Annotated in this window: 16 protein-coding genes and 1 tRNA gene; 1 reads left to right on the top strand and 16 read right to left on the bottom strand. The window is 51.5% G+C overall.

All coding sequences use genetic code 11. The annotated features are described in order from the left end of the window. Positions 1 to 12: 12 nt before the first annotated feature. The 16 genes from ACQ9LF_RS06705 to flgB all read right to left on the bottom strand — a co-directional run bounded on the left by ACQ9LF_RS06705 (position 13) and on the right by flgB (position 11669). Positions 13 to 768 carry a flagellar biosynthetic protein FliR gene (locus tag ACQ9LF_RS06705; RefSeq protein ID WP_462488606.1) on the bottom strand — a complete coding sequence of 252 codons (756 nt, stop codon included), beginning with the start codon at positions 766 to 768 and terminating at the stop codon, positions 13 to 15. Positions 769 to 771: 3 nt separating this feature from the next. Further along, on the bottom strand, positions 772 to 1041 hold the full coding sequence (fliQ, locus tag ACQ9LF_RS06700; protein ID WP_462488605.1) for a flagellar biosynthesis protein FliQ: 270 nt from the start codon (positions 1039 to 1041) through the stop codon (positions 772 to 774). A 10-nt stretch (positions 1042 to 1051) separates the two neighbouring features. After that, positions 1052 to 1855: a flagellar type III secretion system pore protein FliP gene (gene fliP / locus ACQ9LF_RS06695; RefSeq protein ID WP_462488604.1), complete on the bottom strand. Its 804-nt coding sequence runs from the start codon at positions 1853 to 1855 to the stop codon at positions 1052 to 1054. After that, positions 1856 to 2308, bottom strand: a complete 453-nt coding sequence (locus ACQ9LF_RS06690) for a FliO/MopB family protein (protein WP_462488603.1) — start codon at positions 2306 to 2308, stop codon at positions 1856 to 1858. It abuts the gene before it with no gap. Positions 2309 to 2511: 203 nt separating this feature from the next. Then, a complete protein-coding gene (locus ACQ9LF_RS06685; RefSeq protein ID WP_462488602.1) occupies positions 2512 to 3246 on the bottom strand; it encodes a flagellar motor protein MotB in 735 nt (244 codons plus the stop codon). Then, positions 3246 to 3899 carry a flagellar motor protein MotB gene (locus tag ACQ9LF_RS06680; protein WP_462488601.1) on the bottom strand — a complete coding sequence of 218 codons (654 nt, stop codon included), beginning with the start codon at positions 3897 to 3899 and terminating at the stop codon, positions 3246 to 3248. Before ACQ9LF_RS06680 ends, ACQ9LF_RS06685 begins: the two co-directional genes overlap by 1 nt. Next, a complete protein-coding gene (locus ACQ9LF_RS06675) occupies positions 3899 to 4669 on the bottom strand; it encodes a motility protein A (RefSeq protein ID WP_462488600.1) in 771 nt (256 codons plus the stop codon). Before ACQ9LF_RS06675 ends, ACQ9LF_RS06680 begins: the two co-directional genes overlap by 1 nt. A gap of 23 nt (positions 4670 to 4692) precedes the next feature. After that, positions 4693 to 5382 (bottom strand): hypothetical protein, encoded by a 690-nt coding sequence (locus tag ACQ9LF_RS06670; RefSeq protein ID WP_462488599.1) that lies wholly within the window; start codon positions 5380 to 5382, stop codon positions 4693 to 4695. A gap of 14 nt (positions 5383 to 5396) precedes the next feature. Further along, positions 5397 to 5945, bottom strand: coding sequence for a flagellar export protein FliJ (locus ACQ9LF_RS06665; RefSeq protein ID WP_462488598.1), 549 nt, complete (start codon positions 5943 to 5945; stop codon positions 5397 to 5399). A 21-nt stretch (positions 5946 to 5966) separates the two neighbouring features. Then, positions 5967 to 7361 (bottom strand): FliI/YscN family ATPase, encoded by a 1395-nt coding sequence (locus ACQ9LF_RS06660; RefSeq protein ID WP_462488597.1) that lies wholly within the window; start codon positions 7359 to 7361, stop codon positions 5967 to 5969. A 3-nt stretch (positions 7362 to 7364) separates the two neighbouring features. Beyond that, the gene (locus ACQ9LF_RS06655) at positions 7365 to 7907 is read right to left on the bottom strand and encodes a FliH/SctL family protein (protein WP_462488596.1); all 543 of its coding nucleotides are present in this window, start codon (positions 7905 to 7907) and stop codon (positions 7365 to 7367) included. Positions 7908 to 7909: 2 nt separating this feature from the next. Beyond that, complete coding sequence (locus ACQ9LF_RS06650) at positions 7910 to 8923, bottom strand: FliG C-terminal domain-containing protein (protein ID WP_462488595.1); 1014 nt, start codon at positions 8921 to 8923, stop codon at positions 7910 to 7912. A gap of 6 nt (positions 8924 to 8929) precedes the next feature. After that, positions 8930 to 10483 carry a flagellar basal-body MS-ring/collar protein FliF gene (gene fliF / locus ACQ9LF_RS06645; RefSeq protein WP_462488594.1) on the bottom strand — a complete coding sequence of 518 codons (1554 nt, stop codon included), beginning with the start codon at positions 10481 to 10483 and terminating at the stop codon, positions 8930 to 8932. Between the two features lie 37 nt (positions 10484 to 10520). Continuing rightward, a complete protein-coding gene (gene fliE, locus ACQ9LF_RS06640) occupies positions 10521 to 10829 on the bottom strand; it encodes a flagellar hook-basal body complex protein FliE (protein ID WP_462488593.1) in 309 nt (102 codons plus the stop codon). 11 nt (positions 10830 to 10840) lie between these two features. Further along, a complete protein-coding gene (gene flgC, locus ACQ9LF_RS06635; RefSeq protein ID WP_462488592.1) occupies positions 10841 to 11254 on the bottom strand; it encodes a flagellar basal body rod protein FlgC in 414 nt (137 codons plus the stop codon). Between the two features lie 52 nt (positions 11255 to 11306). Beyond that, complete coding sequence (gene flgB, locus ACQ9LF_RS06630; RefSeq protein ID WP_462488591.1) at positions 11307 to 11669, bottom strand: flagellar basal body rod protein FlgB; 363 nt, start codon at positions 11667 to 11669, stop codon at positions 11307 to 11309. A gap of 316 nt (positions 11670 to 11985) precedes the next feature. Here flgB and ACQ9LF_RS06625 point away from each other — a divergent pair. Next, positions 11986 to 12071, top strand: a tRNA-Ser gene (locus ACQ9LF_RS06625). Positions 12072 to 12233: the final 162 nt, after the last annotated feature.

The raw sequence follows: 12233 nt of genomic DNA, 5'->3' as shown, positions 1-12233 counted from the left end.
TTGAGAGTCTCTTTAAACGACCAGTAATCTGTCCAGCCAGAGGACAAATTGTTTGAGGTACTCGTTGACAAACGGCATCAGGATGCCATAAATGAGCAATCCCAGCCCGACCCGCACCGGCAGGCTGAGAAACAGGATATTGGATTCCGGGGCTACGCGGGCCATGATGGCCAGAACCACCATCAGCAGCAGAAAGATGGCCAGAACGGGAGCGGACATCTGCAGCGACAGCATCAGCAGGGCCGAACCTGACAGCAGGATGCTTTCCATCAGTCTGCCAATATCAGGAATTTGGCCAATGCCGAATCGGTCATAGCTGCGGGCAATGATTTTTAGCAGGATGTGATGCCCGTTGGAAGCAAACAGCAGCAAAATAAAAAAAATTTCAACCAGAATGGCCAGAGCATTTTCCTGTTCTTCGGTCAGCGGATCCATTTCACTGGCGACATTAAGGCCCATTTGTTGTTCCCCAATACGGGCCGCGTTTCGGACCACGCCGAAAAGAGCGTATGCCACCAGACCGAGTGCCAGCCCATAAATAGCCTCAAAAGCAGTCCAGATGACAATCTCCAGGACATCCGGGGCCGCAGAAAGCTGTGGCATGGGGCTGATGCCGGCAAAAAAGATTGCCAGCACCACAGCAACGGCGGTTTTGGTCTGCGGAGGGACGGAGGCCCAGTTAAACACCGGTGAGGCCGTGAAAAACGCACCAACTCGTGTGGCAATCAATAAAAACCCCAGTATTTTGCCGGTGATAAAAGTATCCATGGATTACTGGCCATAGGTCTGGATTTGATTGAATATTTCCGTGGTGAATCGCATCAGCACCTGCAGCATCCAGTTGCCGAACAGCAGGGCCGTAATGCCGGCGGCAATCAGTTTGGGTGCCATAGTCAGGGTCATATCGCGAATGGATGTAACCGTCTGAAACAAAGAGATAATAATGCCCGAGATCATACAGGCCAGCAGGATCGGTGCCGAAATCAGCAGGGCTGTTTCCATGGTATGCCGGGATAGATATAAAATAGAGTCAATTGTCATCGTATTGTCCTTATCTGAAACTCAAACTCAGTCCCTGGGCCAGAATCCCCCACCCATCCACGAGGATAAACAGAATCAGCTTCAGAGGCAGAGAAATCATGGCCGGCGGAAGCATCATCATACCTGCACTGAGCAGAATACTGGCGATAACCAGGTCCAGCAGCAGGAAGGGAATAAACAACAGGCATCCAATTTCAAAGGAGGTCCGGAATTCACTGATTACAAACGCCGGCGTAATGATATGCAGCCCCAGCTCTGCGGGATTGGACGGCGGGGTAACTCTGGCCATATTGACAAACAGGGCCAGGTCACTTTTGCGGGTCTGACGCAGCATAAATTCCTTGATAATTGAAGACGATACCCCGGCGGTGCTTTCAAAATCCAATTGGCCGTTCAGATAGGGCTGAATGGCCTGCTCGTTCATTTTCACCAGCGTTGGTGCCATAGTAAACAGGGTCAGAAACAGGGCTAGGCCCATGACAACGGTGTTTGGGGGAATATTCTGGGTTCCGAGTGCCCGCCGGACAAAGCCCAGCACGATGACGATGCGGGTAAACGAGGTCATCATCGCCAACAGGCTGGGGATCAGGGCCAGCAGAGTGAAAATGGCAACCAGTTTGACTGGCGTGCTCCACTCGGCGGGTTTTTCCTGATTATCGGTAGTTGCTTTATCGATTAAATCCACAATGTCCGGAATCTGGGGCAGGGTATTCGGTGCGGTCGGGGTCGGAACGGCTGGTTCCGCGGCCGCATAAGCCCAGGCAGGCAAGGACACATACACACAGAACAATACCAGTGGCAGGATACGCTTCATTTAATGATCCTCGTCCGATAATGAAGCAATGGCTCCGGTCATATCGGTCAGAAGGCGGATACCTTCAGGGCTATTGCTGATTAGCAGATGCTTGTTGCCAGCCTGAATGAGATGGATTGACCGTCTGGCACCCAGCGGGAGAGTTTCGATAACCGACAAGTGACCTCCTCTTCCCTTGAGCCAGGGAGTATTTATTTTTTTGAGTAAAAACCACGCTCCGACACCAATCACAGCCACAAACAGCAGCATGAGAAAGAATTGCCCCATTAATCTGCTGTTGCTGTAACCACTTCCGGCGGAGTCGTCTTTGAGATTCCATTGGCCCATGGCACCCTGACGACTGTCCTCTTGCGGCAAGGCCTTGGCTTCACCGAGAGCAGGACGCAACAGGACCTGCCCCACGATGCTTAAAACCAGCAGCAAACCCAGGCATATCAGACGCTTTTTTACCATAATTTTATTCCTGATTCAGATAGAATAGAACTTGGACTTTTTATGTGCAAAAATTGTGCCTTGAGGCTAAAACTTGATTCTATGATGAAAGGGAAGGCTTTATTTATGTGTTGCGCAATAAAATCAGACACCTGTAATGTTCAATTTACGGTGCTATGAATAATTGGCGACAGACTTCGTATATAATGACAGAACTGGACGAATTAGTTTTTTTGTGTCAGGACTGCAATCATGATTTCAGTTTCGGAGCTGACTAAGCCTTTTTGCCCAACCCAGTCGCCGCCGGGACCGGCCCCCCAGCTGTAAATCGACCAATTGGCATTATCTGGTTGTTTTGAGCGAATGAAATCAGCGACAGCCTGGGCCCGCTGGGCCGAAAGGGTCCATTGCCGCTTTTCCCCTTTTTCGCCTGCAGCAATCCCAAGGACATACAGGGTGACTTCCTGTCCGGTCAGGTTGGTAATAAGCTGCTGGCAATATGCGTTGAGAAAGCTCTGGGCCGGAGAGTTGAGAGTGATTTGGCCCGGTGCAAAGTGAATATCTGTCGGCAGGAAAGTTCTGTTCATACCCGAAATAGGACTTGGCGTAATCTTAGCCATTTTCTCAATATCCAACAGAACCCGACGCATCATCTCGGTATGGGCGTCCAGCGAACGATTCTGCGGCTCGTCTTTGCCTTCTTCAGCGGCATATTCGGGTTTGGGATGTTCGAATTTGGTGCCGTCATTATTGGATGATTCATCCCCTGAAACTCCCAAACCATCAAAAGTGCGTTTGAGTGCTGCCTGACCAGCTTCAAATTTATGTTGTTCGACCTGAACCTTGGCCATACTCTGGAGCATGACGAAAAAGGTCAGTAGTAGAGTAATCATGTCTGAAAACGTAACAATATAAGCCGGTGCACCCGGTGCTTTTTCTTCGGCTCGTTGTTTGGCCATTATTCGTACACACTCCTTTCCAGGAGGGTGATTTCCAGCCGACGGGTTTGGAGTGGGTCTTTGGTGGTGGGGGATGCACAGATGCTGATTCGTTTTTTATCTACTCCGCCGGCGGCCAGGTAGTCCATCACCATCAGTGCTCGATCCAGACCGCTTTGGGAATCTTGATCCGGGCCATTTTCGCTGATAACGATACGGCCGGGGGTATTCAGGAGAAATTTTTCGAGTGCATTGAGCACCTGTTTTCCGGATTCCGTCAATGCAACACCGTTTCCCCAGAAGACTTTTTCGGACTCGATGGTAAAGACCTTCAGATTTCTGAAATCGAGCGGTTTTTGTTCCCTCATGAAATTGGAATTGATCGCCTGGGCCAGAGTTCTGGTTTCAGAGCCTTGTTTGGATATCTGGGCGTTGGGAGACTGGTTTTTTTCCATCATGGATTTTTTGACGGAGCCGCCAAACAACCCCACGCCGGGAAACGCTCTGGAGAAAATCTCTCCCAGGGTCGGGATCGTATCCTTGTCAAAGGAAGCAAAGCTCATCAGCAGCACAAAAAAAGTCAACAGCAGCGTCATGCAGTCGCTGAAAGTGACCATCCATTCCGGGACGCCCTCGCCGCCGCTGTCTTCAATTGGTTTCTTGATTCTGGCCATTATACGGTTGCCTTGACTTCTATTCTTCGCCCCGGCGAGATGAATGCCTGAAGTTTTTCTCGCACGACAGTGGGGTTTTCGCCCTTGCTGATGGTACAGATTCCCTCCACAATCATCTCCATCGCCAGTGTCTCAGCCTTGGAGTAGATGCCGAGTTTTCCTGCCAGGGGCGTAAAGACCAGGTTTGACAGTATAGCTCCGTAAAAGGTGGTGATCAGGGCTACCGCCATGCCGGCACCGATGCTTTCCGGCGAGGTCATATTACGCAGCATCTGGACCAGACCTATAAGAGTTCCAATCATGCCGAAAGCCGGGGCGGCAGATGCCATGAACTCGAGAATCTTTTTGCCCTGGGCATGGCGTTCCTGGAGATATTGGATCTCCAGTTCCAGCATATCGCGAATGTTGCTTTCTTCCTGACCATCGACCAGCATCTGCAAAGCTTTGGCCATAAAGCTGTTATCGACCTTGCGAATCTGTTCCTCAAGGGCCAGGGCTCCTTCTCTGCGGCTGATCGCAGCAAAATTGACCATTTGCTGAATGATGTCGGCCGGTTTGTGTACTTTGACCAGAAAGGCTTTTTTCATAATGGAAAAGATGCTCAGAAATTGCGGCAGCGAAAAGTGGATAATCACCGCGCAGAGCATGCCCCCGATGACGATCATGGCTGACGGCAGATCCCAGAAAACCACCAGACTGCATCCCATCAGGATGGACCATGCAATCAGTCCCAGGCCAACGATTAATCCAACAATTGTTCCGATATCCATATCTATGCTGTCTCCGGCTCCGGTTATTTTTGTTCACGAATGCGTTTTAACTGCAGACTCAGTGCCGCGGCGATTTCCGGGGCATTGGTTCCGACTTCGCCAAGCAATTTGCCGGCGCTGCGTTCATTCATATAATACAGGATTTTGACGGCATCAGGCATCTGGTTGTTGGTAACCATCGTGGCCAGAATCTTGCCCGCCTGAGCCGGGTCCATTTTGTCGTAGGTGCCGGCGATCCGCTGAAAATTGGTTTTTTCAAGGCTTTCGATTTCCACGATGCTGTTCTGGATCGCTTTTTCCTTGTCTTTGATCGAAATCAGGGCCAGATTCAGCTTCTCCTGAAGCTGATTGAGCTGTTCGATCTCGTCCTGCAGAGTCTGACGGGTGATTTCGATCTGCTGTTTTTCCTGCTCGAGCACTTTCTGCTTATCGTTATATTCCTGCATCTTCTGGCGGATGTCGAAAATCAGATTCTTCAACTGGGTTTCGGACATTCCCAGGTCATCAGCGGCCTGCGAGCGAGCCATCAGGCTTTCCAGAATACTGTTTTGGGCGGCGTCCTCCGACGGCGTATGGGACGCATTCTGACTTCGAGCGATGTTTTGTTCGGCGGGGACGGACCGTGACTTTTTGAGCCAGAAACTGACTCCAAAAGCTGATCCGAAACTGAGCAGGCCCGCTGCCAGCAGTAAGAGAATATGTATTTTTTTCATATCGGTTGATCTCCCTATGATGAATGAGACATCTGGATAGCAACACGTGGGCCTGGAATGTTCTGTCCGTTAGCGTCGCTGGGCGATGAAATTGCCTCAAGATCTGCTTGGTGCTGACCGGACAGTAACGCCCTGGCATACATGATGCCGCCGGATTCATCGGTCATCATTTGTTCCTGACGATGTTGTTCCTGACGATATTCTTCCACGGCTCTGGCTCGCAGTTTTTCCAGACTCTTTCGTTCTTTCCGAATCACCAGAAGCTGGTTGATTTTTTCTTTACGCTGCTGTTCGAGGGATGCCAGTTTGTCGGATAATGCCTTCATACGCGTATCCAGGACATGGGCAAACTGCAGGAACATCTGCTGTTTTTCCAGTCGCTGTTCAGCCGCCAGGGTGCGCATCTCGGCCAGTCGGCCACGAATCTGGGCCTTGAGAGTAATCATCTGGGCTTGTATCGTTGCGATCTGTTCACTCAATGCCGCCAGGTCGGCACGCAGTATTTCATGCTGTCGCACCTTCAGGTCCAGCAGTCGCTGGAGTCGCCATACAAATCGTTTCATATGAACACTCCGAATCTCCTCTTAGGACACCCTGCCGCGTGGGGCGGATTTACTGGTTTTGACCACAGGTTCACTGAGCAATTGATCCCAGGCGGCAGCGATGGCTCGCAGGCGTTCGACCGTCTCATCAAACGGGCTTCGCTGACGAATGGGCTGCACCAGAAACTGCTGTATCTTGTCAATCAGAGCGACCGCACCGTCAATCCGGCGATTACTGCCGGGTGCAAAGGCTCCAATACTGATGAGGTCTTCGGCATCGATGTAGGTAGCATACATTTCTCGGAGTTTCTGTGCAGCCTGACGGTGTTCCGGGGTGGCTACGGTTGTCATTAAGCGGCTGACACTCTGGAGAATATCGATGGCCGGATAATGACCGCGATCGGCAAGCTTTCGGCTGAGCACAATATGGCCATCCAGCAGGGATCGTGCACTGTCGGCAACGGGGTCGTTCATATCATCGCCTTCCGCCAGTACCGTCAGGATGCCGGTAATGCTGCCATGTTCATCACAGCCAAGACGTTCGATCAGCTTGGGCAGCAGGGCAAATACACTGGGACAATATCCTTTGGTCGCCGGAGGTTCTCCCGCGGCAAGACCAATTTCACGCTGGGCCTGGGCAAACCGGGTCAGGGAATCCATCATAAACAATACATCTTTGCCCTGTTCCCGAAAATACTCGGCGATGGTGGCGGCGACAAATCCCGCTTTGACACGCTGAATGGCTGCGGAATCCGAGGTGGCTACAATAATGACACTGCGGGACAGACCTTCAGGACCGAGGTCTTTTTCAAGATATTCACGGACCTCTCTGCCACGCTCGCCGACCAGGGCTACGACATTGACATGGGCGGCACTGCTGTTGGCGATTTCGCCGAGCAGGACACTTTTGCCCACGCCGCTGCCGGCGAAGACGCCAATACGCTGTCCTTTGCCGCAGGTCAGAATACCGTCGATGGCACGAATACCCATGGACAGGGGGGTGGTAATCATCTCGCGCCGCAGGGGAGCGGGACTGGTATTATGAATCGGACGAAGCTGGCCCGTCAGGGGGCCTTTGCCGTCAATGGGTTCGCCCAGGCCATTCAGAACCCGGCCCATCAGATCCGGGCCGACGTACACCATCCGGGGTTTGTCGGTGGCACTGACCATATCGCCGGGCCGGATCCCTTCGATGGAATCCAGCGGCAGCAGGACCAGGTTGCCCTTGCGAAACGCCACCACTTCGGCCTCAACCACAGCACCGCTCTGAAGGTGTATCCGACACAGTTGGCCAAGCCCCACGGACGGGCCGCTGCTTTCAACGGTCAGCCCGGAGACGTGGGTTACAGCCCCCTTGCGTGATCCGACGGGAGCCTGTCGTACCGCCTGGATCAACGGTTCAAAATCCACAAACGATAATGTTTTATCTTCAGTCATAGGTTATGATACCTGATGCAGGGCCATTTCAATTTGGCGCAGATGTTCCTGGATCGTGCATTCCATCGTTCCCTCGCCGGTTTCGATGACGCACTCGGCACGTCCCACCGACCAGTCTGGTGTCAGTTTGACATCCTGCCCCACAAGGACGTGGCCATTTTTGATCATGTCCTCACAGGTTTTCAGGTCGTCCGGATTGAGCCGGATTTCAAGAATCGGGCCGGACGCATTCTGCTGGATAGCCTGGGTCAGAATCTTGTCGATTCCATAATGGCCTTGTTCTATCTCGCGGGCCAGGACTCGCGATGCAATCTGAAGGGACAGATGAATCAGCTGCTCCCGGTGCGAGACAAACAGACTGCGTCCATAAGCCTCTACCCTCTGGACGGCCTGCTGGAGGGCCTGGCAAAGCGATTCCAGTCTGCTTTTCAAAGCGGCGGTTTCCTTGGCCGCCGCAGCGGCTTTGTCGGGTGTGATGGCACCGGCCTCAAGAACACGGACCGCACCGATCGCGGAATCGAGCTGAACACATACCTTGCCGTTCATCTCTATTCTTCCTCTTCAATAAACAACAGGTCTCCTGATTCATTGGCTTCACGCAGCGGTTTAGCCACTTCTTCGCGTGCGGCCTGTACATCTTTTTTTCGCGGTTCTCCAATCAGCGACAATTCATCGTCAATCATTTGTGAGAGACGCTCTGAAATATTGGATCGGATTTTCTTGGCGATTGCCTCATCTGCACCAAACAGAGCTTTTGCCAGTATACCGGCCTCCACTTTCCGCAGGAGACCCTGCAGACACTTATCATCAATTTTCACAATATCTTCCCAGGTCACCATCAGGGCCTTGACCGTGTTGGCAGTGGCTTCATCCCGTTTACGAATCTGCTCCAGCAGACTATCGCGGCGATCCTTGGGAAGTCCGCTTAATACGAGTGCGACCCGGCGGAGCGTTTCTTTGCTGGCGTTTTCCTTGATGACGGGGACCTGCTGTTCGGAGTTCATTTCCATCAGCCGATTACATACGATCTCCCCGATGCGACGCAGGGTTTTGATGGACACCTCCTGCGGGAGAGTCATACGCCAGATGACCTGTGTACTTAATGACTCGTCGAGCTTGGCCAGGACTTCCGTGCTAAGCTTGGGCGGAAGAGCCGATAATACCAGAGCAATCGCCTGGGCCGGTTCAGTCCCCACAGCGGCGGCGATCTGCTCGGCAGGGCTGTTGGCTATATAAATAAAAGGGTCTTTCTCACGCACAGCCTTTTCAAGACGTGACTGGATATCAGAGACCTTTTCTTTGCCCGAGGTACTCTGGAGAAGATTGCTGATAAAGCTTTTAACGTGCAGGGAGCCGCCGCCGCGATGTTGCAGTTCAGTGCAGAAGGTCCGGCTAATCATGGTGGCCTGTTCCGAGCCGCAGAGTCCCTTGGCATCCAGCTGGGCCAGTTCCATGGCGATTTTCTGCACTACATCGGCCGGCTGTCCTTTGAGCAGTTCGGTTGCAGTCGCCGGATCCAGCGTCGTCAGCAGCAATGCGGCTTTTTGAATTCCTGTAAGCATGGCTGTTTACCGATCCTCAGCAAGCCAGTTGGCAAATAATTGACGCACCTGTTCGGGGTTCTGACGCAATTGTGCCGCGATGTGCTGACGAATGGCATTGGCAGCATCTGCTCCGTTGCCGGCGGTCAGCAGGGGAGCTGTCCCGGCAGCCAGTGTATTGGCCGATTGCTGGGCGGCCGCGGCGGCTTTCTTTCCGGCACTGGTAAAGATTTTCAATGCCAGCAACGCACACAGGGCCAGAATGCCCATGGAGGATTGACGGGCAATTTCGATATAGCGGTCCCATTTATCAAAACTCATCGCATCGTTGATTTCAGGACTCATCGGACGATTGAATGGGACATGTTTGACAGTGAGATTTTCTTCTTTTAACAGCTCAGGGCCAATGGCTGTTCGAACGATGGCCTTTACATCCTCTTCTGTCAGCAGCAGACTGGTGGCAGCTGCTGCCGGAGATTCCGACGACGGCTGTGCACCCTGTGCTTCAGAGCTTTGCGATGCCGGCGGCTGCGGTTTGGTTAAATCCGCAATAATGGATACTGACCAGCTTGTAATTTTGCCTGGCGCGCTTTGTCGCGTGGTAACGGTCTGGGGGACTTTGTATTTGCTCTGGGTAGAGCCGGTTTTTTCTGTCGTGCCTGGACTGGGGGAATTTCCATCCGCAGAAGGTGAACCCTGCTGAATATTGGAGGATTCATCCACGGTTTCCTCTTCGGGAATCCCTTTTTCATAGGTCGTTTTGACTTCCGATTCGCTGGTCAGATCCACCATGGCACTGGCCAGAACGGTGGCCTTACCCGGCCCAAGAATCAAATCCAGGGAACGCATCAGACGCTCAGTCATTTGCTGTTCAACCGCGGCTTTGTAATCTTTATATGTATTGGCTCCCGCGGCAACCGTATCCGCCTGGGTGGTTCCGGTCAAAAGATTTCCCTGACTGTCGGCAATGGTAACATTCTCGGGCTTGAGACCTTCGACAGCTCCGGAAACCAGATTGGTAATGGCGGCGGCAGAGGCCTGACTGAGTCGCCAGCCAGGACGCAGCTTAAGCATGACCGAAGCACTGGCCTTTTGGCCATCGCCGGTGAACATCGTTTGTTCCGGGCGAACGATATGAACACGGGCATATTCCACGCCGTCGAAGAACTGGATGGTCTTGGCCAGTTCACCTTGCAACGCACGGTTGTAATTGAGTTTCTGAACCAGGGGACTGACACCGAGTTTCTCGTTATCGAATATTTCATACCCAGGTTCTCCCTCCTTGGGGCCAAGACCCTCTTTGGCCAGCATCGCGCGGACTTCATAAACCTTTTCAGAAGGGACATATATGCTGGAGCCGCCTGCGCCGATCTTGCATTCGATGTTTTTCCCCTGGATTTTGTCGGCAATGATTCCCGCCTGCTCGGCGCTGAGATTGCCATAGAGCAAACGCATCTCAGGGCGAGTGGCCCACTTGGTCAGCAAGCCGCCTGTAATAATACAGGCCATGATTGCTGCCGCAAGCACCGCCCGCTGCACCAATCCAATTCGTTGCCAGACTGCGTTGATTTTGTCAAACAAGGGATATTCCGTCAAAAAACGTTACACCGAGACCATTCTAAATCTGCATTCGCATCGTTTCTTTATAGGCTTCGACCAGTTTGTTGCGAACACCTACCAGAAGTTTGAAACTCATATCCGCCTTGGCCATGGATGCTACGACGGTATTGATGTCCTGCTGTTTGCCGCTGAGCAGGTCCACAATGGACTGGTTGGATTCAGTCTGGTCCTGATTGACCTGGCGAAAGGAATTGAGCAATGCGTTACCAAATGTGGTCTGCTCGGGGTTTTCCTGCCGAATACCCGGCTGCGATAACGGGCTTTGAATGGCCGGAGACTGCAGGTTGGGATTAAATTGTATGGACATAAAGATAATCCTTAACGAAGGAGTTCAAGACTGGTTTCGATCATTTTCTGATACCGTTTTAAAATCGCGGCGTTGGCCTGATAGGCTTTGCTGGCGATATTAAGGTCGATCATTTCCCGGGGCCAACTGACATTGGGCATGGCGACATAGCCATTTTCGTCAGCCTGAGGATGTCCCGGGTCTAAAATATACTGAAAATCACTCGGGTCCTGTTTTAGCTCTCCAACCTCCACACCATGAACCCCGTCTTTGCTTTCTTCGGCCTTGAATTCCAGCGTAAGGCGACGGTACGGCTGCCCGTTGCCGGTGTCAGTGGTCTGCATATTGGCGATGTTGGACCCAATGACTTCCATTTTGCGGTTGGTGGCTTTCATGCCCGATACCGCAATATGAATTGTGTCAAACATATTACTTTCTATTTTCACGGGACGGATTCCTTTCCGATCGGTCACTCACAAAGGCTTTTGATACAAGAACTTAATATTGCAGCTTGATCGCTGAATCCATTTGCTGGTATTTCTTTTTCAGCAGTGACATATAAGCCCGGTGCCGCAGAGAGTTCTCAACCATCTTCCCCAATTCGGTATCCAGGGATACATCGGATCCATGTTCATTAATTGGGGTATTTTGAGGTTGATAGAATTCCATTTTGATTTTATCAGGATTTATATCTTCGCCTTTGGCCATCGCCTTTTTGAGTTCCATCTCAAAATTGACGTCAATACGCCGATAGCCCTCGGTATTCATATTGGCAACATTGCTGGCAATCGCCCGCTGGCGAAGTCCCTCGGCCTGCATGGCTGATTCGAGCAGATGAATCACGGTATTGTCTTGAATCATAGCTTGTCCTGTCCTGCAAACGGTTCCACATTGACATACTATCAGCTGCTCTTAATGTAGCAACCTTTGTGCCAGGAATAGGAATGCCCTTTTTTTGATTCAAAAACAGTTTTTTTCACGATCGCTGGGCCGGTGGAGGTGTCTAAAATATGCAAACTTGTATGAGCTTTGGACGAGTTTGAATATAAATCTATAATAAAGGTGTGATATACCCTGATACAGGAAAACAGGTCTTTTTAATAAACCTCTCGTAAAGGGGCTTGCAAATATCAGGAATTAGGGTTAGATTACCTTGGCTGGCAAGATTTTAGATTATGGAGAGGTGTCGGAGCGGCTGATCGAGCTGGTTTCGAAAACCAGTGTACCCATTGGGTACCGCGGGTTCGAATCCCGCCCTCTCCGTTTTTTCTTTTGCCCGAAAAACACATCTCTATTTTCCTGGTACTTTTTCCACAATTTTCATTCGCTCAAAGGGGTGGTACTGTGTTATATTGAGGTGCTCAAACGGATCGATTTTGTGTTGTAAATTGAGACAAGTCTATTTTTTCATGAGGTTTACATTTT

This window comes from Anaeroglomus insulsum (assembly GCF_050689095.1).
GTDB lineage: Bacteria > Planctomycetota > Phycisphaerae > Sedimentisphaerales > Anaerohalosphaeraceae > Anaeroglomus > Anaeroglomus insulsum.
This window is presented reverse-complemented; position numbering and strand designations above follow the sequence as displayed.

Bases quoted from the DNA above. Each gene is read 5' to 3' on its own strand.
- ACQ9LF_RS06705 (WP_462488606.1), bottom strand. From the start codon at position 768: ATGGATACTTTTATCACCGGCAAAATACTGGGGTTTTTATTGATTGCC.
- fliQ (WP_462488605.1), bottom strand. From the start codon at position 1,041: ATGACAATTGACTCTATTTTATATCTATCCCGGCATACCATGGAAACA.
- fliP (WP_462488604.1), bottom strand. From the start codon at position 1,855: ATGAAGCGTATCCTGCCACTGGTATTGTTCTGTGTGTATGTGTCCTTG.
- ACQ9LF_RS06690 (WP_462488603.1), bottom strand. From the start codon at position 2,308: ATGGTAAAAAAGCGTCTGATATGCCTGGGTTTGCTGCTGGTTTTAAGC.
- ACQ9LF_RS06685 (WP_462488602.1), bottom strand. From the start codon at position 3,246: ATGGCCAAACAACGAGCCGAAGAAAAAGCACCGGGTGCACCGGCTTAT.
- ACQ9LF_RS06680 (WP_462488601.1), bottom strand. From the start codon at position 3,899: ATGGCCAGAATCAAGAAACCAATTGAAGACAGCGGCGGCGAGGGCGTC.
- ACQ9LF_RS06675 (WP_462488600.1), bottom strand. From the start codon at position 4,669: ATGGATATCGGAACAATTGTTGGATTAATCGTTGGCCTGGGACTGATT.
- ACQ9LF_RS06670 (WP_462488599.1), bottom strand. From the start codon at position 5,382: ATGAAAAAAATACATATTCTCTTACTGCTGGCAGCGGGCCTGCTCAGT.
- ACQ9LF_RS06665 (WP_462488598.1), bottom strand. From the start codon at position 5,945: ATGAAACGATTTGTATGGCGACTCCAGCGACTGCTGGACCTGAAGGTG.
- ACQ9LF_RS06660 (WP_462488597.1), bottom strand. From the start codon at position 7,361: ATGACTGAAGATAAAACATTATCGTTTGTGGATTTTGAACCGTTGATC.
- ACQ9LF_RS06655 (WP_462488596.1), bottom strand. From the start codon at position 7,907: ATGAACGGCAAGGTATGTGTTCAGCTCGATTCCGCGATCGGTGCGGTC.
- ACQ9LF_RS06650 (WP_462488595.1), bottom strand. From the start codon at position 8,923: ATGCTTACAGGAATTCAAAAAGCCGCATTGCTGCTGACGACGCTGGAT.
- fliE (WP_462488593.1), bottom strand. From the start codon at position 10,829: ATGTCCATACAATTTAATCCCAACCTGCAGTCTCCGGCCATTCAAAGC.
- flgB (WP_462488591.1), bottom strand. From the start codon at position 11,669: ATGATTCAAGACAATACCGTGATTCATCTGCTCGAATCAGCCATGCAG.